Annotated in this window: 24 protein-coding genes; 5 read left to right on the forward strand and 19 right to left on the reverse strand. The window is 73.5% G+C overall.

Annotated features, from left to right (window positions below; translation table 11 throughout):
• Positions 1-15 precede the first annotated feature (15 nt).
• The 5 genes from OG500_RS15885 to OG500_RS15905 form a co-directional block, all read right to left on the reverse strand.
• Entirely contained in the window at positions 16-1,812 is a 1,797-nt protein-coding gene (locus tag OG500_RS15885; protein WP_327067340.1) for a GMC family oxidoreductase, read from the reverse strand.
• A complete protein-coding gene (locus OG500_RS15890; protein ID WP_329580862.1) occupies positions 1,809-3,428 on the reverse strand; it encodes a succinic semialdehyde dehydrogenase in 1,620 nt (539 codons plus the stop codon). Before OG500_RS15890 ends, OG500_RS15885 begins: the two co-directional genes overlap by 4 nt.
• A 97-nt stretch (positions 3,429-3,525) precedes the next feature.
• Positions 3,526-5,412, reverse strand: coding sequence for a protein kinase domain-containing protein (locus OG500_RS15895; protein ID WP_329580865.1), 1,887 nt, complete (start codon positions 5,410-5,412; stop codon positions 3,526-3,528).
• Between the two features lie 169 nt (positions 5,413-5,581).
• Positions 5,582-6,712, reverse strand: a complete 1,131-nt coding sequence (locus OG500_RS15900) for a protein kinase (protein ID WP_327067343.1) — start codon at positions 6,710-6,712, stop codon at positions 5,582-5,584.
• A gap of 18 nt (positions 6,713-6,730) precedes the next feature.
• Complete coding sequence (locus OG500_RS15905; protein WP_329580869.1) at positions 6,731-8,800, reverse strand: serine/threonine-protein kinase; 2,070 nt, start codon at positions 8,798-8,800, stop codon at positions 6,731-6,733.
• Positions 8,801-9,021: 221 nt separating this feature from the next.
• Between OG500_RS15905 and OG500_RS15910 the strand changes: the two genes are divergently transcribed.
• Positions 9,022-9,558 carry a hypothetical protein gene (locus OG500_RS15910; protein ID WP_329580872.1) on the forward strand — a complete coding sequence of 179 codons (537 nt, stop codon included), beginning with the start codon at positions 9,022-9,024 and terminating at the stop codon, positions 9,556-9,558.
• A gap of 60 nt (positions 9,559-9,618) precedes the next feature.
• On the opposite strand, the gene OG500_RS15915 is transcribed toward OG500_RS15910, so the two are convergent.
• From OG500_RS15915 to OG500_RS15930, 4 genes are all read right to left on the reverse strand, one after another.
• Positions 9,619-10,734, reverse strand: a complete 1,116-nt coding sequence (locus OG500_RS15915; RefSeq protein ID WP_327067346.1) for a GuaB3 family IMP dehydrogenase-related protein — start codon at positions 10,732-10,734, stop codon at positions 9,619-9,621.
• A 112-nt stretch (positions 10,735-10,846) separates the two neighbouring features.
• Entirely contained in the window at positions 10,847-12,349 is a 1,503-nt protein-coding gene (gene guaB, locus OG500_RS15920) for an IMP dehydrogenase (RefSeq protein ID WP_327067347.1), read from the reverse strand.
• 323 nt (positions 12,350-12,672) lie between these two features.
• Positions 12,673-13,344: an RNA polymerase sigma factor ShbA gene (gene shbA, locus OG500_RS15925; RefSeq protein ID WP_329580874.1), complete on the reverse strand. Its 672-nt coding sequence runs from the start codon at positions 13,342-13,344 to the stop codon at positions 12,673-12,675.
• Positions 13,345-13,569: 225 nt separating this feature from the next.
• Entirely contained in the window at positions 13,570-14,181 is a 612-nt protein-coding gene (locus OG500_RS15930; protein WP_014136228.1) for a response regulator transcription factor, read from the reverse strand.
• 458 nt (positions 14,182-14,639) lie between these two features.
• On the opposite strand from OG500_RS15930, the gene OG500_RS15935 reads away from it, so the two are divergent.
• A complete protein-coding gene (locus tag OG500_RS15935; RefSeq protein ID WP_327067349.1) occupies positions 14,640-14,954 on the forward strand; it encodes a WhiB family transcriptional regulator in 315 nt (104 codons plus the stop codon).
• 111 nt (positions 14,955-15,065) lie between these two features.
• Here OG500_RS15935 and OG500_RS15940 read toward each other — a convergent pair whose 3' ends face one another.
• From OG500_RS15940 to groES, 3 genes are all read right to left on the reverse strand, one after another.
• Positions 15,066-16,094 (reverse strand): LysR substrate-binding domain-containing protein, encoded by a 1,029-nt coding sequence (locus OG500_RS15940; protein ID WP_327067350.1) that lies wholly within the window; start codon positions 16,092-16,094, stop codon positions 15,066-15,068.
• Between the two features lie 123 nt (positions 16,095-16,217).
• Positions 16,218-17,849 (reverse strand): chaperonin GroEL, encoded by a 1,632-nt coding sequence (gene groL, locus OG500_RS15945; RefSeq protein ID WP_327067351.1) that lies wholly within the window; start codon positions 17,847-17,849, stop codon positions 16,218-16,220.
• A 161-nt stretch (positions 17,850-18,010) separates the two neighbouring features.
• Complete coding sequence (gene groES, locus OG500_RS15950) at positions 18,011-18,319, reverse strand: co-chaperone GroES (protein WP_327067352.1); 309 nt, start codon at positions 18,317-18,319, stop codon at positions 18,011-18,013.
• 245 nt (positions 18,320-18,564) lie between these two features.
• Between groES and OG500_RS15955 the strand changes: the two genes are divergently transcribed.
• Entirely contained in the window at positions 18,565-19,761 is a 1,197-nt protein-coding gene (locus OG500_RS15955; protein WP_327067353.1) for a class I SAM-dependent methyltransferase, read from the forward strand.
• Here the strand turns inward: OG500_RS15955 and OG500_RS15960 are convergent.
• The 5 genes from OG500_RS15960 to tsaB all read right to left on the reverse strand — a co-directional run bounded on the left by OG500_RS15960 (position 19,737) and on the right by tsaB (position 23,300).
• Positions 19,737-20,675: a polysaccharide deacetylase family protein gene (locus OG500_RS15960; RefSeq protein WP_329580878.1), complete on the reverse strand. Its 939-nt coding sequence runs from the start codon at positions 20,673-20,675 to the stop codon at positions 19,737-19,739. The genes OG500_RS15955 and OG500_RS15960 overlap by 25 nt on opposite strands.
• Before the next feature lie 70 nt (positions 20,676-20,745).
• The gene (locus OG500_RS15965) at positions 20,746-21,015 is read right to left on the reverse strand and encodes a hypothetical protein (RefSeq protein WP_329580881.1); all 270 of its coding nucleotides are present in this window, start codon (positions 21,013-21,015) and stop codon (positions 20,746-20,748) included.
• Positions 21,012-22,112: a tRNA (adenosine(37)-N6)-threonylcarbamoyltransferase complex transferase subunit TsaD gene (gene tsaD / locus OG500_RS15970; RefSeq protein WP_327067356.1), complete on the reverse strand. Its 1,101-nt coding sequence runs from the start codon at positions 22,110-22,112 to the stop codon at positions 21,012-21,014. The genes OG500_RS15965 and tsaD overlap by 4 nt, the downstream gene beginning before the upstream one ends.
• Positions 22,105-22,650, reverse strand: coding sequence for a ribosomal protein S18-alanine N-acetyltransferase (rimI, locus tag OG500_RS15975; RefSeq protein WP_327067357.1), 546 nt, complete (start codon positions 22,648-22,650; stop codon positions 22,105-22,107). Before rimI ends, tsaD begins: the two co-directional genes overlap by 8 nt.
• Positions 22,647-23,300 (reverse strand): tRNA (adenosine(37)-N6)-threonylcarbamoyltransferase complex dimerization subunit type 1 TsaB, encoded by a 654-nt coding sequence (gene tsaB, locus OG500_RS15980; RefSeq protein WP_327067358.1) that lies wholly within the window; start codon positions 23,298-23,300, stop codon positions 22,647-22,649. Before tsaB ends, rimI begins: the two co-directional genes overlap by 4 nt.
• 133 nt (positions 23,301-23,433) lie before the next feature.
• On the opposite strand from tsaB, the gene OG500_RS15985 reads away from it, so the two are divergent.
• Positions 23,434-24,012, forward strand: a complete 579-nt coding sequence (locus OG500_RS15985) for a hypothetical protein (RefSeq protein WP_327067359.1) — start codon at positions 23,434-23,436, stop codon at positions 24,010-24,012.
• 274 nt (positions 24,013-24,286) lie between these two features.
• Here the strand turns inward: OG500_RS15985 and tsaE are convergent, their stop codons facing one another.
• Both tsaE and OG500_RS15995 read right to left on the reverse strand, forming a co-directional pair.
• Positions 24,287-24,823: a tRNA (adenosine(37)-N6)-threonylcarbamoyltransferase complex ATPase subunit type 1 TsaE gene (tsaE, locus tag OG500_RS15990; protein WP_327067360.1), complete on the reverse strand. Its 537-nt coding sequence runs from the start codon at positions 24,821-24,823 to the stop codon at positions 24,287-24,289.
• 218 nt (positions 24,824-25,041) lie between these two features.
• Positions 25,042-25,371 carry a hypothetical protein gene (locus OG500_RS15995; RefSeq protein WP_329580887.1) on the reverse strand — a complete coding sequence of 110 codons (330 nt, stop codon included), beginning with the start codon at positions 25,369-25,371 and terminating at the stop codon, positions 25,042-25,044.
• On the opposite strand from OG500_RS15995, the gene OG500_RS16000 reads away from it, so the two are divergent.
• Positions 25,334-26,281: a hypothetical protein gene (locus OG500_RS16000; RefSeq protein WP_327067362.1), complete on the forward strand. Its 948-nt coding sequence runs from the start codon at positions 25,334-25,336 to the stop codon at positions 26,279-26,281. The two genes, OG500_RS15995 and OG500_RS16000, sit on opposite strands and share 38 nt — an antisense overlap.
• Positions 26,282-26,285 lie beyond the last annotated feature (4 nt).

Genomic DNA, 26,285 nt, shown 5'->3' on the forward strand with positions numbered 1-26,285 from the left:
GACCCACCGGACGCACTAGGACTGCTGCTTCTTCTTCGGCACCTCGGGCACCGCGAGCAGCGGCAGCCGCAGCTCGCCGAAGGCCCCGGCGGGCACCGCGGGCCGCACCGGCGCGACCGCGGGCACCCGGCGGTAGGCCTCGCCCTGGGCCGGCCGCGGGTCCGGCTCGCCCTTGTTGGGCCACATCGACATCGCCCGCTCGGCCTGCGCGGTGATCGACAGCGAGGGGTTGACGCCGAGGTTGGCGGAGATGGTGGAGCCGTCCACCACGCTGATCCCCGGGTAGCCGTAGAGCCGCTGGTAGGGGTCGACCACGCCGTGCTCGGGGCTGTCCCCGATCGGGCAGCCGCCGATGAAGTGCGCGGTCATCGGGATGTCGAAGATCTCGCCGACGGTGCTGCCCGCGAAGCCGTTGATCTCGGCGGCCAGCGCCCGGGCGCCCTGCTCGGCGGCCGGGATCCAGTTCGGGTTCGGCTCGCCGTGGCCCTGCCGGGAGGTCAGCTTGCCCTTCCCCAGGCCCTTCTGCTTGAGCGAGACGGTGATCGAGTTGTCCAGCGACTGCATCACCAGGCCGATGATGGTCCGCTCCGACCAGCGATAGTTGCTCAGCGAGCGGGCGAAGACCGTGGGGTGCTTGACCGCGGTGGCACCGGCCCGCAGCCAGCGCGGGCCACGGCCGCCGCCCGGCACCTGCATGATCGACAGGAAGCCCATCGCGTTGGAGCCCCTGCCGTAGCGCACCGGCTCGATGTGGGTGTTCGCGTCCGGGTGGATCGAGGAGGTGATCGCCACCCCCTTGGTGAAGTCCACCGGTCCGCCGTAGCGCCCGGGCGTGGTCTGTGCGCCCACCAGCGCCTCGGAGTTGGTACGGGTCAGTTTGCCGAGCGCGGCCGGGATCCGGGGCAACCGGCCCTGGTCGCGCATGGTGTGCAGCAGCGTCTGGGTGCCGTAGGTACCGGCCGCCACCACCACCTTGGCCGCGGTCAGCGTCCTGGCCCCGGCCCGCTCGGCGGCAGCGCCCCGGGCGTTGGTGCGCTTGACGTCCACCGCGAAGCCGCCGTCGAGCTCGCGGATGCGGGCCACCGTGGTGAGCGGGTGGATCTCGGCGCCGCCCGCCTCGGCCAGGAAGAGGTAGTTCTCGGTGAGCGTGTTCTTGGCGCCGTGCCGGCAGCCGGTCATGCACTCGCCGCACTCCACGCAGGCCTTGCGGCTCGGCCCGGCACCGCCGAAGTACGGGTCCTCGACCTCGCCGCCCGGTACCGCCTTGGCGCTCCCGTCGGCGTCCCGGCCGTCCCCGAAGAAGACGCCCACCGGCGCGAAGTGGAAGGTGTCACCCACCCCCATCCGCTCGGCCGCCGCCTTCAGGTGCACGTCCGAGGGCGTGGTGGTGGGGTTGGCGCGCACCCCGAGCATCCGCTGCGCCTGGTCGTAGAAGGGGGCCAGCTCCTCGGCCCAGTCGGTGATGTGCCGCCACTGCCGGTCCTCGAAGAAGGCCTTCGGCGGCACGTAGAGCGTGTTGGCGTAGTTGAGCGAGCCGCCGCCCACCCCCGCGCCGCCGAGCACCAGCACGTTGGCCAGCAGGTGGATCCGCTGGATGCCGTACAGACCCAGGCCCGGCGCCCACAGGTAGTTCTTCACGTCCCAGGAGTTCCTGGGCAGTTCGTCGCGCCCGAAGCGCCGCCCGGCCTCCAGCACGGCGACCCGGTAGCCCTTCTCGGTCAGCCGCAGCGCACTGACCGAGCCGCCGAACCCCGAGCCGACCACGATCACGTCGTAGTCGTACTCCTCCACCGCCTGCTCCCTGTCGGTCACTTGAGCCCCAGCGCCTTCAACGCCCGCAGGCTGGTGGTGAACACCGCGGCGAACTTCTCGTCGGTCAGCCCCAGCGACGGTGCGATCGGCAGCAGCCGCTGGGTGGCGATGGTCTGGCCCTCGGTGTAGCGCAGGATGCCCTCCGCGCCGTGCCGGCGGCCGAGCCCCGACTCGCCCATGCCGCCCATCGGCGAGGCCACCGAGCCGTAGGCCGCCGCGTAGGCCTCGTTGACGTTGACGGTGCCGGTGCGCAGCCGGGCCGCGACCGCCCGGCCGCGCCGGGTGTCCTTCGTCCAGACGCTCGAATTGAGCCCGTACGGCGTGGCGTTGGCCCGCTCGACGGCCTCCTCCTCGGTGTCGAACCGGTAGATGGAGACCACCGGGCCGAAGGTCTCCTGGGTGCAGACCGCCATCTCGGGGGTGACCCCGTCCAGGATGGTGGGCTCGTAGAAGAGCGGGCCCAGCTCCGGGCGGGCCTGGCCGCCGGCCAGCACCGTGGCGCCCGCCTTGACGGCCTCCTCCACGTGCCGGGTGACCGTCTCCAACTGCCGCTCGGAGACCAGCGACCCCATGTCCGCGCCGTAGGCCAGACCGCCGCCCAGCCGCAGCGCCCGGGTCCGCTCGGCGAACCTGGCGAGGAAGGCGTCGGCCACCGAGCGGTGCACGAAGAGCCGCTCGATCGAGATGCACAGCTGCCCCGCGGAGGAGAAGCAGGCCCGCACCGCCCCCTCGGCCGCCTTCTCCAGGTCGGCGTCGGCGAGCACCAGCATGGCGTTCTTGCCGCCGAGTTCGAGCGAGGCGCCGACCAGCCGGCCGGCCGCCCGCCGGGCCACCTCGCGCCCGGTGGCGGTGGAACCGGTGAACGAGACGTAGTCCGCGTGCTCGACCACGGCCGGGCCGACCACCGGCCCCTCGCCCACCACGATCTGCCACAGGTCGGCCGGCAGCCCGGCCTCGATCAGCAGCTCGCGGGCCCACAGCGCGGTCAGCGCGGTCTGTGTGTCGGGCTTGTTGACCACCGCGTTGCCCGCGACGAAGGCCGGCAGTGCGTCGCTGACCGACAGCTCCAGCGGGTAGTTCCACGGGGAGATCTGGCCGATCACGCCCTTGGGCCGGCGGGCCTCCACCGCCTTGGTGAGGACGGGGATCGCGCCGCCCCGACGGCGGTCCCTGAGGTAGCCCGCCGCGGCGCGCCCGTAGTGGCGGGCGGCCAGCGCGGCGCCCAGCACCTCCTCGAACGCGTGCAGCCGGGCCTTGCCGGTCTCCGCCTGGATCAGGTCCAGTACCTCGTCCTGCCGCTTGAGCAGCAGGTCGTGGAAGCGCAGCAGCACCGCCGCCCGCCGCCGCACCGGCAGCGCGGCCCACGCCTGCTGGGCCCGGCGGGCCAGCTCGAAGGCGACCTTGACGTCCTCGGTGGTCGACTGCGGCAGCTCGGCCAGCACCTCGCCGGTCAGTGGCGTCCGGGTCACCGCGGGTTCGGCGCCGCCGGTGGCGGTGACGCCCCGGGCGAGCCTTCGGATCAGGGACTGCGGGACCGCCGAGGCGACCGTACGACCGGCGCCCGGGGCCACGGGGTTGCGGCCGGTGCTGCGGCTTTCTGCCGTGATGTCCGTCATGGGCGCAGCCTAGGCTCTCGACGGCGGGTCCGGTACCCGGCGGTAACAAGATTCGGCCCCGGAGTCCGGGCACGGCAAGGGTGCGGCCCGGGGGCGGTCAGCCGGTCGGCTCCGTGTCGTCCGGCGTCGCGGGTGCCTGGACGGCCGCGCCGCCGGACTGGGCGACGGGTGCGAAGCCGTTGAGGACCGCGGTCAGCCGCTGCTGCGTCGCCGTCCAGTCGCTGTCGGGCCCGGACGAGAGGATCGCGTAGCTGGTCCCGTCCGAGTCCCGGTACTCCTCGTCGACCACCGTGCGCTTGCCCGGGTTCGGCCCCTGGATCTGGGTGTAGCTCCACTCCAGCCGAGCCGCCTCGTGACCGTGCACGTTGATCTGCTCCAGGCTCAGCCGGCGGTAGTTCGTGGAGTTCCCCTTCAGCTGCCCCTCCATGCTCAGCATGTTGTCGTAGGGCCGGACCGGATCACCGACCGTGACCGCGAACTGGAGGAAGTGCCGCTTGTTGTCGGGGCTGTAGTAGATCTGGTTCTTGTCGTCCATGCTGCGCTGCCAGGTGGGGCCGTCGCTGGGCAGCGGGAAGCGGAAGCCGCTCGGATCGGTCGTCCACGCGTAGCCGGCCGGCGCGGGCCCGGAGGGCCCGGCGGCACCGGTGGGGGCGCTGGTGGCCGGGCCGCCCGGCGAGGCGCTGGGCGTGGGGCTCATCGACGCGGACGGGTCGGCCGTCGGCGTGCCGCCGCTGTGCTCCAGGTGGACCACGCCGAAGGCCACCGCACCGCTGACCACGGCGGCGACCAGTCCGGCCAGCGCCGTGCGCAGGCCGCGGCGCCGACGCGGCGCGGCCGGAGCCGGGGCCACCGGTACCGGCGGCCGGAGCGTCGGCGGCTGCGCCATCAGCGGCTGCGGCGAGGTCGCCCGGGACTGCACCGGCAGATCGGTGGCCGTCGGTTCGTAGGGAACGGGCCGCACCGGCGGGCCCGCCTGGGCCACCGGCGGCTGCCCGCTCGCCACCCAGGGAGTCGCGGGCTCCTCCTCGGCCGGCCGGCGGTCCACCACGGGCACCGCCTGGGTGGGCACCCGCTGCAGCGGCGGGCGCATGCTGATCCCCACCGTGTGGCCGGCCTTCACCTCGCGCAGCATCTGCAGCGCCTCGTCCGCGCTCGGGCGCTCGGCGGCGTCCTTGGCCATCAGCGCGGCCAGCACCGGCCCGAGGGCACCCGCGTTGCGCGGCTCGGGCAGCGGTTCGGAGACCACGGCGGCCAGCGTGCTCAGCGGGTCGTGGCGGCGGAACGGCGACTGGCCCTCCACCGCGGTGTACAGCGTGGCGCCCAGGCCCCACAGGTCCGAGGCCGGACCGGGGCGCTCGCCCTGCGCCCGCTCGGGCGCCAGGTAGTCGGGCGAGCCGACCAGGTCGCCGGGGCGGGTCAGCTCGGAGGAGCCCTCGAACTTGGCGATCCCGAAGTCGAGCAGCACCACCCGGCCGGTCCCGTGCTCCAGCAGCACGTTGGCCGGCTTGACGTCCCGGTGCAGCACCCCGAGCTGGTGGCCCCGGTGCAGCGCGGCCAGCACCTGGGTGCCGACCTCGGCCGCCTCGCGCGGCGAGAGCGGGCCGTCCTGGGAGACCACGTCGGCCAGCGAGCGGCCGTCGATCAGCTCCATCACGATCCACGGCCGGCCGTCCTGCTCCAGCACGTCGTGGATGGTGATCACACCGGCGTGCTTGATCCGGGCCGCGGCTCTGGCCTCCTGCTTCATCCGGGACTGGAGGATCGCCAGATCCTCCTCCGGGAGGTGGTCGACGGTCAGCTCCTTGACCGCCACCTCGCGGTCCAGCATCAGGTCCCGAGCGCGCCAGACCGTGCCCATGCCACCGCGGCCGAGCCGCGCCCCCAGTTCGTAGCGCCCGGCCAGCATCCGGCGTGTCGCGGCGGCGGCGATCGGCTCGGCCCGCTCGGAGTCGGTGGCAGCCCCCGCCTGCTCCTGTCCACTCACGGCGACCGCTCCCCCCTCATCATTCGGTGAACCACTCTTCTGAGTCACGGCTCGGACGTCACCGCTCGGACATTGTTCCGGTCCCAGCCTAGGCGTCCATTCCCACGGCGGTCATCGCGACCCGGCCACGTGACCGGGCTGTGATGTGCGGTGTCCCGCCGGTTCGTGCTCATCCGGCGAAGACCACGACGGCCGCGATCCCCAGCACCATCGCCGCCAACACCCCGCCCACCAGCACCACCGGCAGCAGCCGCGAGGGCCGCCGCGCCGCGGCGTGGGCGTGCCGGGCGTGCTCGGGTGCCACCGGCGCCGCCGCCCGCCCACGGCGCGAACGCGGCACCAGCGGCCGGGCCGGGCGCGGCACGGGCAGCACCTGCGCGGGCTCCGCGGCCCGCAGCGGCTCGGGCGCGTGCGCCAGCAGCTCGGCCAGCCAGCGCCCGGTCTCCTCGGCGCTGGGCCGCTCGGCCGGATCGGTGGCCAGCAGCCGGTCCACCAGCGGAGCGAGCGGACCGCACTCCCCGCTGCCCGACCGCTGCCCGGAGCGCACCGCCGCGAAGAGCGCGGTGGCGGTCGTCTCGGGGAACGGCCCCTGCCCGGTCAGCACCCGCTGCAGCAGCACCCCCAGCGCCCACAGGTCCGCCTCCGGCCCCGCGGCGGCGCCCTGCCCCAGCAGTTCGGGCGGCCAGCGCTCGGCCCGGGTGCCGACCAGCCCGGTGCGTGCCTGCGCCCAGCGCCGGTCGTCCGTGCCGGCCAGAGCGCGGGCCAGCGCCTCCTCGGCCGCCGCGCCGGCCTGGCCGCCGAGCAGCGCCGCGCCGTCCGGGCAGACCACCACCTGGTCGGCCACCACCTGGCCGTGCGCCAGCCCCGCCCGGTGCACCGCGCCCAGCGCGCTCACCAGATCGGCGGCCAGCTCGGCGGCCCGGTAGGGCTCCAGCGGCCCGTCCTCCAGCAGCTCGGGCAGCCCGACCGCCACCGGCTGCTCACCCACCACCCAGACCAGGCCGTCCTCCGCGAGCACCTCGAAGACCTGCCGCAACCGCGCGTGCTCGGGCGTCCGGTCGAGGACGGCGCGCACCGCGGCCAGCACCTCGGCGGGATCCAGCCAGCGGCTGGCCTCGAAGTCCGCGCTGCCGGCGAGCTCGGGCACCAGCACCTCGGGCAGCTCCAACGCCTCCAGCAGCACCGGAGCGCCGCTGCGCAGATCGGTCGCGAACCGGCGTGGACCGGCCGTCCCGTCCTGCGGCGCGCGGTCGGTCACCTGGTACCGGGCGGCGACCGTCTGACCAGGGCCGGCTCGCATGGGCCGCCCCCTCTCTCGTTATGGCGCGGGCGCGAAGGTCTGGAACGCGGTCTCCCGGGCCTGACTGTTCGCGGGGCTGTTCCAGTCGCTGTCGTTCGCGGTCCAGTAGAGCGCATAACCATGACGGCCGGTGACGAAGCCGCGGTTCAACGAGTGCTGCTTGGTGCCGGAACCGAAGGTCCACTCCCAGTCGGCGGCGTTGGTCCAGCCGCGGTAGGTGATCGCCGTCAGCTGGAGCTGCTGGTAGTTGCTGAGGGTGGGCGCCACCTCCTTCTCCTCCGACTGCCAGGCGCCCACGGCGCTGGCGCCCGGCTGGTCGGTCCACTCGATCTGCAGGCGCAGGCCGTTGCCGTCGAACACCTGCCGGTCCGTCTGCGAGGCGCCCGCATCGTGGTTGAGGCCGTTGGGCAGCTGGACGGAGAAGCCGGAGGGGTCCGTGTAGAGGTAGAAGCCGGCCGGCACGGCGGGGCTCGGCGAACCGCTGGGAGAGCCGCTGGGTGAACTGCTCGGGGAGCCGCTGGGAGAGCCGCTCGGCGAGGCGCTGCTCGCAGCGGCCGAGGGGGTCGGCGCGGTGGCGGCGGCGGGTGGGCCGGCCGGGGTGTCCGGGGAGGCCGCCGGCGCGGCGGCGGCACCGGTGGCGGGGGTGCTGCCGGCCGGGGCCGCGCCCGAGGGGGTGCCCGCACCGGCGCCACTGGAGGTGTGCGACACGGTGGAGGCCGTGCCGGTGCCGGATCCGCCGGTGCCGGCCGCCGGGGCGGCAGCCGCACCCTTCTTCTCCGTCGACCCGCCCGACCCCACCGCCAGCCAGACGCCGCCGGCTATCAGCAGCAGCACCAGCACCACGGCGACCAGCAGCTGCCGTCGCCGCGACCAGCGCGCGGCCACGCCCAGCGTGCCGCTGCGCGACCAGCCGCCGTCCCCGGCCCCGGCGGCCTTGGGCGCCTCCGCGTCCTCCCCGGCCGGCGGCTGCGGGAGCGGAGCGGGGACGGCGGCGGCGCTCTCCCCCGCCGGCACCCGGCTGCCCACCCGCACGGTGCTCAGCCCGGGCCGCAGGCCCGGCTTGCGCTGCGTCGGCACGACCGGCTTGCCCGCAGCGTCGGCCGGTCCGACCTCCGGTGCCGCCTCGGCCTTCTTGGCGGCGTCCTTCTTCCCGGCCCTGCCCTTGCCGGCCGCCGGCGCCTGCGGCGCGGCGAGGTCGAGCTTGGTCAGCTCCGCGGCCGGCACCGCCGACTGCGTGGTCGACTCGGCCCGCGTGGTCGACTCCGCCACGATCCGCTTGAGCATCGAGCGGGTGGTCGACGCGTCCAGCCGCTTCTCGGGGTCCTTGTCCAGCAGGCCCTCGATCACCGGGCGCAGCGGCCCGGCGTTGGCCGGCGGCGGCAGCTCCTCGGTCATCACCGCAGTGAGCGTGGCCAGCGCGGATCCCCGGTCGTAGGGCGGCTTGCCCTCCAGCATCGCGTACAGCGTGCCGCCCAGCGACCACAGGTCGGCCGGCGGACCGGGCTTCTGCCCGCGGGCCCGCTCCGGCGAGATGTACGACGGCGCGCCGACCAGCATGCCGGTGGAGGTGACCGAGCTGTCGCCCTCCACACTGGCGATGCCGAAGTCGGTCAGCACCACCCGGCCGTCCTCGCCGATCAGCACGTTGGACGGCTTGACGTCACGGTGCAGGATGCCCTGGCTGTGCGCTGCCCCGAGCACGCCGAGCAGTTCGAGCGCGATCTCGGCGGCACGGGCCGGCGTCACCGGACCGTCCTCCTTGACGACCTCCGCGAGCGAGCGGCCGTCGACCAGCTCCATCACGATCCAGGGCCGATCGTCCTCCTCGACCACGTCGAAGACGGTGACGGCGGCGGTGTGCCGGATCCGCGCGGTGGCCTTGGCCTCCCGCAGCGTCCGGACGATCAGGCGGTGGCGTTCGTCGTCGTCGACGCCGCCGTGCATCCGCAGTTCCTTCACCGCGACTATCCGGCCCAGCATTTCGTCCTCGGCGCGCCAGACGGTCCCCATGCCGCCGCTGCCGAGGACCGAGTCGAGCCGATAGCGATCGGCCAGGACGCGTCCGGAAGTGCCCTGCGGCTGGGTCATTCGGGCGTTCCCCCATGTGCTGCTGCCGGTCAGGTGACGGACCGTCGGGTCGCTGCGCGCACCGGTGTGACGGCCAAGCCTCCATCATCCCCTGTGCCCCTGACTACTGTTCACTCGACCCCTGGAATGGTCAGCGGCTGACTGGAATCAGGTGTCACCCGACGTGAAGCCGCTGCTAGCGTTCGCCCCCGTCGTATCCGCTCCACTCCTGGGGAAGCTCCATGACCGCACCCGAGCCACCGCTGCCCCAGCCGTCCCACCAGCCTCACCAGCCGCACCCGTTCGCCGCACAGCCACCCGCCTTCGACCGGTCGGCGCCCTACGGATACGCACGGCTCGCCGAGCCGCCCGGGCCTGGCCGACTCGGCGCCAGCGCCGCAGCCGGGCTCACCGCCACGGTCGCGGGCGCGCTGGCCTACGGCTTCGTCATGAAGGCGGCCGACGGGCAGCGGAGCTGGTTCGCCCTCGCGCTCGCCCTGGTGATCGCCCTCGCCCTGGGCCGCTTCGGCGGCCGGCACCCGGCGCTGCCGCTGCTGGGGGCGCTGCTCCCGCTGCTCGGGGTCCTCCTCGGCCAGCTCTTCTTCATCTACCTGGTGCTCCACCAGCAGTACGGGCTGGGCCCGGCCGACGTGTTCGGCTCGGACCTCGGCGACACCCTGTCCGGCTGGCGCAGCCTGCTGGACGCCGAGGACCTGCTCGTCTACGGCGTCGCCGCCGTCGAGGGCCACCTGCTCACCCGGCGGTTCGGCCGGCGCTGACCGGGCGGGAACGCGACGGCGGGGCCGGGCGAACCGCCCGGCCCCGCCGTCGACCTGCCGTCAGCGGTGGCTGACCGTCACCTCGACCCGCTGGAACTCCTTGAGCTCCGAGTACCCGGTGGTGGCCATCGCCCGGCGCAGCGCGCCGAACAGGTTCATGGTGCCGTCGGGGGTGTGCGAGGGACCGGTGAGGATCTCCTCGGTGCTGCCGACGGTGCCCAGGTCCACCCGCTTGCCGCGCGGCAGCTCCTCGTGCACCGCCTCCATGCCCCAGTGGAAGCCCTTGCCCGGCGCGTCGGTGGCGCGGGCCAGCGCGGCACCGATCATCACCGCGTCCGCACCGCAGGCCACGGCCTTGGCGATGTCGCCGCTGTAGCCGACGCCGCCGTCCGCGATCACGTGCACGTAGCGGCCACCGGACTCGTCCATGTAGTCGCGGCGCGCGGCGGCCACGTCCGCGACGGCGGTGGCCATCGGGACCTGGATGCCCAGCACGTTGCGGGTGGTGTGCGCGGCACCGCCGCCGAAGCCGACCAGCACGCCGGCCGCGCCGGTGCGCATCAGGTGCAGCGCGGCGGTGTAGGTGGCGCAGCCGCCCACGATCACCGGGACGTCCAGCTCGTAGATGAACTGCTTGAGGTTCAGCGGCTCGGCCGCGCCCGAGACGTGCTCGGCGGAGACCGTGGTGCCGCGGATCACGAAGACGTCCACGCCCGCGTCCACGACCGCCTTGGAGAACTCGGCGGTGCGCTGCGGCGAGAGCGCGGCGGCGGTCACCACGCCGGACTCGCGCACCTCGCGGATCCGCTTGCCGATCAGCTCGGCCTGGATCGGCGCGGCGTAGATCTCCTGCAGGCGCCGGGTGGCGGCGGCCTCGTCGCCGATGGCGGCGATCTCGTCCAGCAGCGGCTGCGGGTCCTCGTAGCGGGTCCACAGGCCTTCGAGGTTCAGCACCCCGAGGCCGCCCAGCCGGCCGATCGCGATGGCCTGCGCGGGCGAGACCACGCTGTCCATCGGGGCCGCCAGGAAGGGCAGCTCGAAGCGGTAGGCGTCGATCTGCCAGGCGATCGAGACCTCCTTCGGGTCCCGGGTCCGGCGGCTGGGGACGACGGCGATGTCGTCGAAGGAGTACGCCCGCCGGCCGCGCTTGCCTCGCCCGATCTCGATCTCAGTCACTTCGAGCCTCTCTGCTGCTTGCTGCTCACGATCGTCCCCCAGTATCCCGGACGCCCGGCCCAGCACGCACAAAGGCCCGCCACCCGGGCCGGGTGGCGGGCCTTCGCCACGGTCAGCGGCTGGTGTAGTTCGGCGCCTCGACGGTCATCTGGATGTCGTGCGGGTGGCTCTCCTTGAGCCCCGCCGAGGTGATCCGGACGAACCGGCCCTTGCTCTCCATCTCGGCGACGGTGGCGGCACCCACGTAGCCCATGGTCTGCCGCAGACCGCCGACCAGCTGGTAGAGCACGGCCGACAGCGGGCCCCGGTAGGGCACCTGGCCCTCGATGCCCTCGGCGATCAGCTTCTCGTCGGAGGTGACCTCACCCTGGAAGTAGCGGTCCTTGGAGAAGGACTTCGCCTGGCCGCGGGACTGCATGGCGCCCAGCGAGCCCATGCCGCGGTAGGACTTGAACTGCTTGCCGTTGATGAAGAGCAGCTCGCCCGGCGACTCCTCGCAGCCGGCCAGCAGCGAGCCGAGCATCACCGTGTCGGCGCCGGCGGCCAGCGCCTTGCCGATGTCGCCGGAGTACTGCAGGCCGCCGTCGCCGATCACCGGCACGCCGGCCGCCTGGCACGCCAGCGCGGCCTCGTAGATCGCGGTCACCTGCGGCACGCCGATGCCGGCCACCACGCGGGTGGTGCAGATCGAGCCGGGGCCGACGCCGACCTTGACGCCGTCCACGCCCGCGTCGATCAGCGCCTGGGCGCCGTCCCGGGTGGCCACGTTGCCGCCGACCACGTCGACGGCGACGGCCGACTTGATCTTGGCGATCCAGTCCAGCGCGTTGCGGCTGTGGCCGTGCGAGGTGTCCACCACCAGGAAGTCCACGCCCGCCTCGACCAGGGCCTGGGCCCGGTCGAAGGCCTCGGCGCTGGCGCCGACGGCCGCGCCGACCAGCAGCCGGCCCTCGGCGTCCTTGGCGGCGTTCGGGTACTTCTCGGCCTTGACGAAGTCCTTGACCGTGATCAGGCCCTTGATCCGGCCCTCGTCGTCGACCAGCGGGAGCTTCTCGATCTTGTGGCGGCGCAGCAGGCCGATCGCGTCCTCGCCGGAGATCCCGACCTTGCCGGTGATCAGCGGCATCGGGGTCATGATCTCGCGGACCTGGCGGCTGCGGTCCGACTCGAAGGCCATGTCGCGGTTGGTGACGATGCCCAGCAGCTTGCCGTCCGGCTCGGCGATCGGCACGCCGCTGATCCGGAACTTGGCACAGAGCGCGTCGGCCTCGGCCAGCGTGGTCTCGGGGCCCACCGTGATCGGGTCGGTGACCATGCCGGACTCGGAGCGCTTGACCAGGTCGACCTGGTTGGCCTGGTCCTCGATCGACAGGTTGCGGTGCAGCACGCCGACGCCGCCCTGGCGGGCCATCGCGATCGCCATCCGGGACTCGGTGACCTTGTCCATCGCGGCGGAGAGCAGCGGGATGTTCACCCGGACGTTGCGCGAGACCCGGGACGCGGTGTCCACCTGGTTCGGCAGCACGGCGGATTCCCCGGGCAGCAGCAGGACGTCGTCGTACGTGAGCCCGAGCATCGCGAACTTCTCGGGTACGCCTGCGGCGTTAAGAGACATGGTGGGGGCTACCTTCCCGTGGCCGGCCGGTCGATCGGATGCGCCCTACGGAGGGTCGGGGGCGCAGGGGTCGCTCTGCCGGGTGGCTGGGCCGTGGTGACGGCCTCCTCACACCCGCGCGCTCACCGGCACTGGCCAGGACACCAGAAGCAACCGCTTGGAGGAACATCCAAGAAAGGAGCGCCCGCCCGCGCGGATCTTTGGCAACCTGTCCAGGCGCCGATACCCCATGGTACTGGTGCGGCGAATGTCGGCGTCGCGCCCCCTTGACAACAGCTGGCCATGGTGAGCCATTCCACAACCCCGCAGGCCACCGCGGCGCCCTAGGCGGACTCCTCCGCGAGCGCCCGCAGCCGGCTGAGCGCCCGGTGCTGGGCGACCCGGACCGCGCCGGGCGACATCCCCAGCATCTCGCCGGTCTCCTCCGCCGAGAGCCCGGCCGCGATCCGCAACAGCACCAGCTCACGCTGACGGGCCGGCAGGTTGGAGAGCAGCTCGCGCATCCAGGCCGCGTCGCTGCTGAGCAGCGCCCGCTCCTCGGGGCCCAGCGCCTCGTCCGGCACCTCGGGCAGGTCGTCCGGCGGGATCACCGTCGAGCCGGGTCCGCGCATCGCGGCCCGCTGCAGGTCGGCGATCTTGTGCGCGGCGATGCTGTAGACGAAGGCCTCGAAGGGGCGCCCCTCGTCCCGGTAGCGCGGCAGCGCGCAGAGCACCGCGACGCAGACCTCCTGCGCCACGTCGTCCACGTGGTGCCGGGCGCCGCCGGGCAGCCGCACCAGCCGGCCGCGGCAGTACCGCAGCACCAGCGGATGGACGTATGCCAACAAGGCGTCGGTGGCCGGTCCTTCGCCGCGGACCGCGGCCGAGACCAGCTCGGCCACCAGCGGCGATGTGCCGGTGTTCGACGACGACCTGCGGCCGCGGGCCCCGGAGTTGCCGGGGACGGCAGCGGCCGGTGCTTCCTCGCCGGAGTCGGTGGCCTCGTCGTCGCGCATCGGTCCATGGTGCCTGGTCACATCGGAAAACCTCGCACCGCGTCCGGACTTGTGCACCGGAACGTTATCCGCCACCGAGCCACCCCCGCTCCCACCGTCGCCGTGCTCCACCCCTCCATGGTGCAGCCTGACGGGCCGAAGGTCCTATGCCGCGCCCGAGGAAAAGCGGCCGCGCCCCTCCCTCCGTCCAGGGGAGGAAGGGGCGCGGCAGGGGCCGGTGGACCTTCAGCGGACCAGGCCCCAGCGGAAGCCGAGCGCCACCGCGTGGGCGCGGTCCGAGGCGCCGAGCTTCTTGAACAGGCGCCGGGCGTGCGTCTTCACGGTGTCCTCGGAGAGGAAGAGCTCACGGCCGATCTCAGCGTTGCTGCGCCCGTGACTCATGCCTTCGAGCACCTGGATCTCACGCGCCGTCAGGGTGGGGGCCGCCCCCATGTCCGGGCTGCGCAGCCGGCGCGGCGCCAGCCGCCAGGTCGGATCGGCCAGCGCCTGGGTCACGGTGGCCCGCAGCTCGGCCCGCGAGGCGTCCTTGTGCAGGTAGCCGCGTGCCCCGGCGGCCACCGCGAGCGCGACGCCGTCGAGGTCCTCGGCGACCGTGAGCATGATGATCCGGGCCCCCGGGTCCGCGGACAGCAACCGCCGCACGGTCTCCACCCCGCCCAGTCCGGGCATCCGGACATCCATCAGGACGAGGTCGGAGCGGTCGGCCACCCAGCGGCGGAGGACCTCCTCACCGTTCGTCGCCGTTGTCACCCGGTCGACACCCGGCACGGTCGCCACCGCGCGGCGCAGCGCCTCCCGGGCAAGCGGTGAATCGTCGCAAACGAGAACGGAAGTCATGACCGTCCTCCGCTGATCCGCGTCACGTTGAGCCTCCTGGCTGGTACGAACACTCTCCGCACTTCCAACGACCGTCACTCGAATGAGTTACGGCCTTCAGGGCCATCTCCACCACTGTACGTGGCCAACCCATTACGGATCAGCCGCATCGCGGGGCAAACGCCGCTCTTTTGTGCTCGGCACCCACAGCCGGCGCGCGCCGCGCACGCCGGAGTACGGCCTGGCGGCAGCCCGGGCCGGGCGGCGCCGACACACCGGTCCACCCGATTGCCACAGTGGACGCGACCGCTTTTCGGCGCCCTTCGTCCGTTTTTATGGCTTTTGTACGATCATTGACTGTTGTGTAGCTCTGTGGGTGACTTGTCCCACAGCTTGCCGTAAGTCATATTTCCAGGTGTCCATCCCGGCGCCTCGAAGCCTCGCCGAACGGCTGTCGGACGACTCGAAGGGAACGAGCCATGGCCGATTTCTCCCGACTCCCCGGTCCGAACGCGGATCTGTGGGACTGGCAGCTCTCCGCCGCCTGCCGCGGCGTGGACAGTTCGCTCTTCTTCCACCCCGAGGGCGAACGCGGAGCGGCGCGCAGTTCGCGCGAGCAGAGCGCCAAGGAGGTCTGCATGCGCTGCCCCGTCCGGACCGAGTGCGCGGCACACGCGCTGGCCGTCCGGGAGCCTTACGGCGTCTGGGGCGGCCTGACCGAGGACGAACGCGAGGAACTCCAGGGACGCGCGCGCAACCGGCTGGTCGAGGTGCCCATGGCCGCCCCCCAGTAACGGCCGATCACCGGCCTCCGACCGGAGGAAACGTTTCTTCTTTCACCGTTCTGCTCACCCGGCCCCGGCCTTCGGAGGTCCGCACCCGCCGGCCCGGCCCTCGGCATCCCTTCAGCGACCGGCCGCCACCATGGCGAGCCGGTCGAGCATGAGCGCGACGGCCGGCACCTCGGCCAGGTCGGGCAGGGTGAGCGCCACCACCTCGCGCACCGCGGGCCCGCCGAAGGCCGCGTGCACCGGGACCGCGGCCACCGCGTCGTGCCGCACCGCCGCCAGCGCCAGGCTCGGCAGCACCGCGACCCCCAGCCCCGCGGCCACCAGGCCCACCACCGCCGGGTAGTCGTCGGTCGCGAAGTCGATCCGGGGCGCGAAGCCGGCCCCCGCGCAGAGCTCCACCAGATGCCCGCGGCACTGCGGGCAGCCCGCGATCCACTGCTCCCCGGCCAGCTCGGCCAGCTCGACGGGGTGCTCCGCACCGCGACCGGCCAGCCGGTGGTCCACCGGCAGCAGGCCGACCAGCGGATCCGCCAGCAGCGGGCGGGCCACCAGGTCGGACCAGTCCCCCGCGGCGGCCGTCTCGGCCGCCGCCAGCACCGCGGCGGCCCGGTCGGCCCGGGAGGTGCTGTGCGAGGGGGCGCCGGGTGCCCCGGCGGCCGGCTCCGCCCCCAGCGGGCCCGCGGCCTGGTCCGGGTAGCGGAAGGCCAGCGCGATCTCGCACTCGCCGCCGCGCAGCATCGCCAGCGACTCCGGCGGCTCGGCCTCCACCAGCGACACGCGCACCCCCGGATGGGCGTCGCGCAGTCGGGCGACGGCGGGCGGCACCAGGGTGGAACTCGCCGTCGGGAACGAGACCAGCCGCACCCGACCGGCCCGCAGGCCGGCGATGGCGGCCACCTCCTGCTCGGCGGCGGACAGCCCGGCCAGGATCCCCGCGGCGTGCTTGAGCAGCACCTCGCCGGCCTCGCTCAGCCGCACCCCGCGCCCGGACCGGGCCACCAGTGGCAGCCCGACCGCCTTCTCCAGCGCCTTCATCTGCTGGCTGACCGCCGGCTGGGTGCACCCCAGCTCGCGCGACGCGGCGGAGAAGGAGCCGGTGCGGGCGACCGCGCGCAGGACACGGAGATGACGAGCCTCGATCATGCGCCAACCGTACGCCGCGCGCCCCGGTCACCCGAACGCGTGAGGCCCGGTCACCCCCGTCGAGCGGGGGTGACCGGGCCTCGGCAGCGAGGTGGCGCGCTCAGCGCGCGTTACCGGCTCGGGTCAGTGCGAGTGGCCGTGGCCACCGTGCGAGTGACCGGCGCCGGCCTCCTCCTCGGCCGGCTTCTCCACCACGAGGGTCTCGGTGGTGAGCAGCAGCGAGGCGATCGAGGCGGCGTTCTCCAGGGCGGAGCGGGTGACCTTGACCGGGTCGATGACGCCGGCCTTCACCAGGTCGCCGTACTCGCCGGTGGCGGCGTTGAAGCCCTGGTTGCCGTCCAGCTCGGCGACCTTGGAGGTGATGACGTAGCCCTCCAGGCCGGCGTTCTGGGCGATCCAGCGCAGCGGCTCGGCGAGCGCCTTGCGGACCACGGCGACACCGGTGGCCTCGTCGCCCGACAGGCCCAGGCCGCCGTCCAGCACCTTCTGCGCGTGCACCAGGGAGGTGCCACCGCCGGCGACGATGCCCTCCTCGACCGCGGCGCGGGTCGCCGAGATGGCGTCCTCCAGGCGGTGCTTGCGCTCCTTGAGCTCCACCTCGGTGGCGGCGCCGACCTTGATCACGCAGACGCCGCCGGCCAGCTTGGCCAGGCGCTCCTGCAGCTTCTCGCGGTCCCAGTCCGAGTCGGTGCCCGCGATCTCGGCCTTGATCTGGGCGACGCGGCCGGCCACGGCCTCGCTGTCACCGGCACCGTCGACGACCGTGGTCTCGTCCTTGGTGATGGTCACGCGGCGGGCGGAGCCCAGCACCTCCAGGCCGGCCTGGTCGAGCTTGAGGCCGACCTCCTCGGCGATGACGGTGGCACCGGTCAGGGTGGCCAGGTCGCCCAGGATGGCCTTGCGGCGGTCACCGAAGCCCGGGGCCTTGACGGCCACCGCGTTGAAGGTGCCACGGATCTTGTTCACCACGAGGGTGGAGAGCGCCTCGCCGTCCACGTCCTCGGCGATGATCAGCAGCGGCTTGGAGGCACCGCCCTGCAGGATCTTCTCCAGCAGCGGGAGCAGCTCCTGGATGGAGGAGATCTTGCCCTGGTTGATCAGGATGTACGGGTCCTCCAGGACCGCCTCCTGGCGCTCCTGGTCGGTGACGAAGTAGGGCGACAGGTAGCCCTTGTCGAACTGCATGCCCTCGGTGAAGTCGAGCTCCACGCCGAAGGTGTTCGACTCCTCGACGGTGATCACGCCGTCCTTGCCGACCTTGTCGATCGCCTCGGCGATCAGCTCGCCGACCTGCGGGTCCTGCGCGGAGAGGGACGCGACGGCGGCGATGTCGTCCTTGCCCTCGATCTCGCGGGCGACCGAGAGCAGGTGCTCGGTGACGGCGGCGACGGCCTTGTCGATGCCCTTCTTCAGGGCGGCCGGGCCGGCACCGGCGGCGACGTTGCGCAGACCCTCGTTGACCAGGGCCTGGGCCAGCACGGTGGCGGTGGTGGTGCCGTCGCCCGCGACGTCGTTGGTCTTGGTGGCGACCTCCTTGACGAGCTGCGCGCCAAGGTTCTCGTACGGGTCGTCGAGCTCGACCTCACGGGCGATGGTGACACCGTCGTTGGTGATGGTCGGGGCGCCGAACTTCTTGTCGATGACGACGTTGCGACCCTTGGGGCCGATGGTCACCTTGACGGTGTCGGCCAGCTTGTTCACACCGCGCTCGAGCGAGCGGCGGGCGTCCTCGTCGAACTGCAGGATCTTCGCCATGATTCCGTTTCCTCGGGATGTCTGCGTTACGTGACGTCACGTCAGGTGGACCAACAGCCACGCCCCGGGCCCCTGTCTTGGGCCCCTGCGGCAGTTGCCTGGCAGGGAGACACGGATCCGGGGCGGGACCAAAGGACGGACCGTCAGGTCCGCCGGACTGCTTACTTCTCGACGATGGCGAGGACGTCGCGAGCCGAGAGGACGAGGTACTCCTCGCCCTTGTACTTCACCTCGGTGCCGCCGTACTTCGAGTACAGGACGACGTCGCCGACGGCGACGTCGAGCGGCAGGCGCTGGCCATCCTCGAAGCGGCCCGGGCCGACGGCCAGGACGACGCCCTCCTGGGGCTTCTCCTTGGCGGTGTCCGGGATAACCAGGCCGGAGGCCGTGGTGGTCTCGGCGTCGAGCGGCTGGACCACGATGCGGTCCTCAAGCGGCTTGATGGCAACCTTGCTGCTGGCGGTGGTCACGTCCGAGTTCCCCTTCGGAGATTACGGGGTTGTCTAACAGGTAGGTGGCGACACCGTCGGCCTGCCGTCGCGGGGGTCAGACCAGCACTGTCGCGTTAGCACTCCCCCTGGGGGGAGTGCCAGGAACGACCTTAGGCCGCGGTTAGCACTCAGTCAACCAGAGTGCCAACGGCGCGCCCGGCGAATCCGGGGAGCGGGACAGGCCGCAGGTCAGCGGGGCGACCTTCACCCGGGACAATGGGCGGGTGGAGACCGAGAGCTTTGAGCAGTTGCTGACCGAGCAGGGGCAGCGACTGCTGGACGACCTGCAGGAGTACGCCCCCGAGCAGGAGCTGGCGCTGGCCACCAGGCTGCGGCGGGAGCACCCGGCGGAGCTGGTCTCGGCGGCCCTGGGGCAGGCACGGTTGCGTCAGCGGGCCGGGGCCAAGTTCGGCGCCGACGCGCGGCGGATGTACTTCACTCCCAACGGGGTCGAGCAGTCCACCCGCCGCACCGTCGCCGACTGGCGGGCCCGGCGCTTCGCCGCGCTCGGGGTGCGCCGGCTGGCCGACCTGTGCGGCGGCATCGGCGGCGACGCGATCGCACTCGCCCGGGCCGGGATCAGCGTCCTCGCCGTCGACCGGGACCCGCTGACCTGCGCGGTGGCCGCCGCCAACGCCGCCGCGCTCGGCCTCGCCGAGCTGATCGAGGTGCGCTGCGCGGACGTCACCGAGGTGTCGGTGGACGGCTTCGACGCCGTCTTCACCGACCCCGCCCGGCGCACCGCCAAGGGCCGCGTCTTCGACCCCGCCGCGTACTCGCCGCCGCTCTCCTGGGCGATCGAGGCCGGTCGCCGCACCCCGTTCGGAGCGCTCAAGGTGGCCCCGGGGATCCCGCACGACGCCGTCCCCGAGGACGCCGAGGCGGAGTGGGTCTCCGACCACGGCGAGGTCAAGGAGGCGGTGCTCTGGTTCGGCACCGGGCCCGCGGCCGACGCCCCGCACCGCGCCACCCTGCTGCCGGGCGGGGACAGCCTCACCGGCGGCCGGCTGCCCGATCCGCCGGCCGGACCGGTGCGCCGCTACCTCTACGAGCCGGACGGCGCGGTGATCCGCGCCCACCTGGTCGCCGAGGTCGCCGGCCACCTGGGCGCCACCCTGATCGACCCGATGATCGCGTACCTGACCTCGGACCGGCTGCTGGCCACGCCCTACGCCCACGCCTACGAGATCACCGACGTGCTCCCGTTCAACGTCAAGAAGCTCAAGGCGCTGTTGCGGCAGCGGGCGGTGGGCACCGTGGTGATCAAGAAGCGCGGCATCGGGCTGACCCCGGAGGAGCTGCGCCGCCAGCTCAAGCCCGAGGGGCCGAACGCGGCCACCGTCTTCCTGACCCGGATCGCCGACGCCCCGGCGATGCTCGTGGCGCAGCCGACGGCTCAGCCGGCCGGCGGGGCGATGTAGTCGTCCAGCCGGGCCACCGTGAAGCCCTGCTCCTGGATCCGGCTGAGCAGTTCGCCGAACATCTGGGTCATCGTCTCGCCCTTGAGGTCCGTCGGACCGCGGAAGTGGGCCAGGATGATGTCGCCGGGCTTCAGCTTCTTGTCGGCGGTCTGGTACTGCATGTCGTGGATCTGCATCGTCTCGCGCCACAGCACGATCGCGCGCGGCCCGCACTGCTGGACGGCGGTGTTCAGGGTCGGCGTGTGCGCGCCGTCGCCGTAGGGCGGGCGGAACAGGATCGGGGCGGTGCCGTACTGCTGGGTCAGCACCTGCTGGTCGCCGCAGACCTCGCTCTTCTGCTCGGCGGCCGACTTGGTGCTCATCTGCGGGTGGTGCAGCGTGTGGTTCTGGATCGAGTTGCCGGCCGCCTGCAGCGGCTTGAAGTAGCCGTAGTCGTCCTTGATCGTGTCGTTCATCAGGAACATGGTGATCGGGACCTTCAGGTCGTTCATCATCTCGATGAACTTGGGGTCCTTCTCCGCGCCGTCGTCGAGGGTCACGAAGACCACCTTGTCGGTGGTGGTGATGTTGCTGATCACCGGGACCTGGCCGGTCTTCGTCAGCTTGACCGGCTTGTCCGCGGGCGGCGGCGGGGCGGCGGGCAGCGGCGGGACGTTCCACTTGGCCCAGGCTGCCGCCGGCACCTGGCCGGCCGGGGCCGCGGTGCTCGGCGAGGCGGCCGGGGCGGAAGCGGCCGGCGGCGGAGCCGGTGAGCCGGCCGCCGGTGCGGCGCCCTGCGGGGCGGCGGTGCCCTTGGCGTCCGCGGTGCCACCGCCGCCGCCGCTGCTGCCGCAGCCGCTGACCGTGACGGCCGCGACCAGGGCGAGCGCACCCGCCGTGACCGCCGTCAGCCGGCTCCTGTGGTCCCAGTTCACGGCGTCCCGCCCCCAGCACTCTCGATGATCAGGCTTCGATCAGGTTTCGTTCAGCTTCCGGCCCCGAACGCTACCCTGCCTCGACCACCAGCTCGCTGCGGAACGCCCAATGGTGCACGGGCCGGGCCAGCAGCCCGGCCGGCGGCTGCGGCGGCGCGAGCCGCGCGACCCCCTGGGGCCACCAGCTGATCAGCAGCACCCGCTCCCCGGGCGCGCTGAACAGCTCGACCCGTCGGGCAGCCGCCGCCAGCGCGGGCAGCGCCTGCTCGCGGGCCCAGGCGAGCAGGTCGGCGCCGCGGCCCTGGGCCGCCTTGGCCTCCCACATGACCGCCTCGGTCACGCCTGGCCGTCCAGCGCGCGGTAGGCCTGGCCGTGCAGGTCGCCATGGGCCTCGGCCGCGGGCACCGACACCTCGGTGACCGGCAGCGAGGAGTCCGCGGAGAGGTCCAGCGACGAGGGGGCGCGGTTGCGCCAGACCATCTCGGCACCGAGCGCCGCGACCATCGCGCCGTTGTCCGTGCACAGGCCCGGACGCGGCACCCGCAGCCGGATGCCCGCCCGCTCGCAGCGCTGCTCGGCCATCGCGCGCAGCCGTGAGTTGGCCGCCACGCCGCCGCCGATCATCAGGTGGTCGACGCCGTGCTCCTGGCAGGCCTTGACCGCCTTGCGGGTCAGCACGTCGGTCACCGCCTCCTGGAAGGAGGCCGCGACGTCCGCCACCGGCACCTCCTCGCCGGCCCGCCGCTTGGCCTCCACCCAGCGGGCCACCGAGGTCTTCAGGCCGGAGAAGGAGAAGTCGAAGGCGGGGTCCTTGGGGCCGCTCAGGCCGCGCGGGAAGTGGATCGCCTTGCGGTCGCCGCTGCGGGCCATCCGGTCCACCACCGGGCCGCCGGGGAAGCCGAGGCCGAGCACCCGGGCCACCTTGTCGAAGGCCTCGCCGGCCGCGTCGTCGATGGTGGCGCCCAGCGGCCGGACGTCGGAGGTGATGTCGCCGGTCAGCAGCAGCGAGGAGTGGCCGCCGGAGACCAGCAGGGCCATCGTCGGCTCGGGCAGCCGGCCGTGCTCCAGCTGGTCCACGCAGATGTGCGAGGCGAGGTGGTTGACCCCGTAGAGCGGCTTGTCCAGCGCCCAGGCGTAGGCCTTGGCGGCACTGACGCCCACCAGCAGCGCGCCGGCCAGGCCGGGGCCGGCGGTGACGGCGATGCCGTCCAGGTCGCTCGCCTTGATCCCGGCGGTGTCCAGCGCGCGCTGGATGGTGGGGACCATCGCCTCCAGGTGGGCCCGGCTGGCGATCTCCGGGACCACGCCGCCGAACCGGGCGTGGTCGTTGACGCTGGAGGCCACCGCGTCGGCCAGCAGGGTCGTGCCGCGCACGATGCCGACGCCGGTCTCGTCGCAGGAGGTCTCGATGCCCAGGACGAGCGGTTCGTCAGCCATGGTCTTCATCCTCGGTGTCGTTCTCGGTCGGCTGGTGATCGGTCAGCTCGTTGTCGGTCAGCGGGGCCAGGCGCATCACCAGCGCGTCGACGTTGGCCGGCTGGTAGTAGCCGCGCCGGATGCCGACCGGCGCGAAGCCGAAGCGCTCGTAGAGGCGCTGGGCGCGGAAGTTGTCGATCCGCACCTCGAGCAGCAGCGCGGTGCAGCAGCGCCGGGCCGCCTCGGCGATCAGGTCGCCGAGCAGCGCGGACCCCAGACCCCGGCCCTGGTAGCGGTCGTCCACGCCGATGGTCTGCACGTCCGCCTCGTCGCCGACCGCCATCAGGCCCGCGTAGCCGACGATGGTGCCGTCCTCGGTGGTGGCCACCGTGTAGTGGCGGTTGCCGTCCGGGTGCGCCTCGGCCAGCTCCGACCAGTACATCCCGGCCGACCAGGCGTCCTCCGGGAAGAGCCGCGGCTCCAGCTCCAGCACCGGCGCGATGTCCCACCAGCGCATCGGCCGCAGCGTGATGCGCGCGGTCCGCACGGGTGCGGTCACGCCGGCAGCACCGCCTTGTAGCCGGCCGGCACCTGGGCGTCCGGGCGGCGCAGGTAGAGCGGCAGCGGCGCGAGCAGCTCGCGCCCGGCGGCCAGCTCGGTGACCGCGAAGTCGGCCAGCGCGCCGGCCGACAGGTGCTCGGGGCCGTGCGCGCCCGGGAAGGTCTCGGGGTAGAGCAGCGCGCCGGCGCCGACCGAGACCTCACGGGCCGCCAGCTCGCCGGGACGGTCCACCGCCGGGCCCTCGACCCGGCGGCCCTCGGCGTCGTAGTCGGCCCAGTAGACCTCCTTGCGACGCGCGTCGGTGGCCGCCGTGAAGGGGCCGGTCAGGCCTTCGGCCCGGGCCTGGTGGGCGATCGCGTCCAGCGTGCAGACGCCGTGCACCGGCAGGCCGAGCGCGTGGCCGAGGGCGGCGGCCGTGGCCAGGCCCACCCGCAGACCGGTGTACGGGCCGGGGCCGACGCCGACCGCGAGCGCGGTCAGCTCCCGCTTGTCCACCCCCGCCTCGGCCAGCACCCGCCCGATCGCGGGCAGCAGCAGTTCGCCGTGGCGCCGGGCATCGACCTGGTAGGTCTGGGCCAGAACGGCCGAGCCGTCGTGGACGGCGGCGGTGACGGCAGGGGTAGCGGTGTCGAACGCAAGCAGCAGCACGGGTCCAGGTTAGTTGGTCGCTGGGGCAGCGCTTTTGTCCTACCTTCGGAACACACGTTCGCGATGTCCCTTAAGGCCCCTGCGGAACCTGGCACGATGGGGCGCACGGCCCTACGAACGACGGGAGCGGACAGTGGCGAAGAGGGGTCCTGCAGTCGCGGTTGCCGGGCTGACCCTGGGGGCCCTGGGGTTGATCGCCCTGCTCGCCGTCCAGGCCGAGGGCACCGCCGCGAAGGCCTCCGCCGCCCAGCCGCCGCCGAGCGCGAGCTCCGCGCCGTCCGGCTCGCCCTCGCCCAGCGCCTCGCCCTCCCCCACGATCCCCCCGCTGCCCGCGACGGCGACCGGCATCGCCGTGCGGCGGGTGGTCTACTCGGTGGGCGCCAAGGTGGTCTGGCTGGTCGACCCGAAGAAGGACCCGCAGGTCCAGGCCGCCTTCGCGGTGACGCCCGGGTCGGTGAACCCGGCCCCGGGCAGCTACACCGTCTACAGCCGGGCGGCGGCGGCCAACGGCACCGACGGCAAGCAGATCGAGCACGTGGTGCGCTTCGCCCAGCTGGGCGGCACCGTCTTCGGCTTCAGCGCCGCCGTCGACGGCGCCACGCCCGCGGCCGACCCGAAGACCAAGACCGGCGGCATCCGCACCGACCGGGCCGACGGTCAGACCCTCTGGGACTTCGCCCCCGACGGGACCCGGGTACAGGTGGTCCCCTGATCGCCGGGCTTCGGCTCGTGGGAACCCGACTCGTGCGACTTGGGCTCACGGGACTTCGGCGGGGTGCACACGGCCGCGGCCGCGGCCGTCGCCGCCAGCAGCCGGCCCATCGGCACCCGCTCGGCGGCGGGGGTGCTGCTCTCCATCACGACTCCCTAGTTAGGTACACCTAACTGCAAAGCCCATCCCACCACGTCGGCCACCGCCGCCGCAACAGGATCCCGACAGTCTGTCGGTAAGTGTCGGGATAAGCGTCGGATGGAGAGCCGTAGCCTCAGACGTCGGCCCCGTCGACTTCCAGCGCCGCCAGGTCCACCCCGGTCCAGCGCTCGCCCAGACCCCGCAGGATCACCCGGCGCGGGTCGACGCTCTCCTCCACCGCCGCCTCGTCCACCGCGGCAGCGGCGCCGCCGAGCGCGCGCTCGATCCGCACCTCCAGACGGTCCTCCGACAGCTCCTCGACCTTGCCCTCGCCCCACTCGACCACCACCACGGACTGCGGCAGCGAGACGTCCAGGTCCAGGTCCTCCATCTCGTCCAGCCCGCCGCCCAGCCGGTACGCGTCCACGTGCACCAGCGCGGGACCGCCGACCAGCGACGGATGCACCCGGGCGATCACGAAGGTCGGCGAGGTCACCGCCCCGCGCACGCCGAGCCCCTCCCCCAGGCCCCGGGTCAGCGTGGTCTTGCCTGCCCCCAGCTCACCGGAGAGCAGCACCAGGTCCCCGGGCCGCAGCACCCCGGCCAGCCGGCGGCCGAGCCCGGTCATCAGCTCGGGCGTGGGGACGGTGAGTGTGGTGTGGGCGCCCATGGCTCCTCTTGTCTGCTGGACGGGTCGGTCGACTCAGAGCCAACGGTGCCATATCGGGCGCGGCCCACGCGGCGGGGCGGTCGTTTCGTCCGGCTGTGGGCAGCGATGGGCCTTCTGTACACGGTGCAGCGGGAAACCCCGTTGCCAGGGGTGGTTCGCGGGCCGCTATCGTCCGTGCAGCTCTCGCGAAGATCGCAACTCTTCGCCCACCAGACTCTTCACCAACAGGGGACCCTTATGAAGACGCGTTTGGCGGCCGTCGCCACCGCGCTCGGCAGCGCCGTCGTACTCGCCGCGATCGCGGGCCCGAGTGCGTTCGCCGACACCGCCTCGCCCTTCCCCAGCCCCAGCCCCAGCGGCAGCACCTGGTCCTCGCCGGTGCCCTCACCGAGCGGCAGCACCTGGTCCTCCCCGGTGCCCTCGCCCAGCGGCAGCACCTGGTCCTCCCCGGTGCCCTCACCCAGCGGCAGCACCTCCTCCTCCCCCCTCGCCTCGCCCAGTGCCTCCGCGGTGACGGGCAGCCCGAGCGGGTCGCCCAGCTCGATCACCCAGCTGCCGCCGGCCGCGCAGGCCGACAACCCCTCGGTCGGCTTCGAGTCGATGCCGACCCACCCGATCGTGGTGGGCGGCGCGCCGGCCGAGTTCACGGTGACCTACACCAACCCGAGCCACCAGGACCTGATCGCCTTCCCGAACCTCTTCGTGCCGAACACCCCGGCGAACCCGGGCCCCGCCCCGCTGAAGCTCGAGGTCCAGGACCCCCAGGGCGCCTGGCACCCCGCGGCCGTGCTCGGCTCGGGACCGTCGGCCCCGACGACCTGGGCGATGGTCTACCCGGGCCCGCAGGGCGACCCGTGGGACAACAGCTGGCTGTACCTGCCGGCCGGTGAGGCCGCGAGCATCCACGTGCGGCTGACCGCCGGTCCCACCACCCCGACCGGCGTCACGTACGCCGCCTCCGGCATCACCGGTTCGCTGCTCGACGCCTCGGGGACCCCGGTCAGCGTGGCCAGCGGCATGTGGGGCGCCACGCTCGAGTTCGCGGCGGCCGGCACCGGCCCGCAGGCGAGCGGTTCGCCGAGCACCGGTGGCACCACGGCCTCCAGCGGCGCCAACGGGTCCAACGGCTCGACCGCCCCGACCGGCTCCGCCCTCCCGACCGGCGCGAGCAGCCAGCCCGGCTCGACCTCCGCCGTGCCGGCGAGCCTGCGCTCCGAGGTCGCCGCCCCGCCGGTGCAGGCGCCCGCTCCGGCCGTGATCGCCGCCGCCAAGGCCGCCTCCCCGGCCCGCCCGGCCGGCGCCGTCGCGAGCGCCGGCCACAGCGCCGGCCCCTCGCTGGCGTTCACCGGTGGCGGCAGCGACAGCCTGCCGATCGCGCTGACCGGCGCCGCCGTGGTCGCCGCCGGTGTCGGCACCCTCGTGGTGTTCCGCCGCCGCAAGGGCAGCCACGCCGCCTGACGCG

Origin of the sequence: Kitasatospora sp. NBC_01250 (assembly GCF_036226465.1) — a bacterium.
In the GTDB taxonomy this organism is placed as follows: Bacteria; Actinomycetota; Actinomycetes; order Streptomycetales; family Streptomycetaceae; genus Kitasatospora.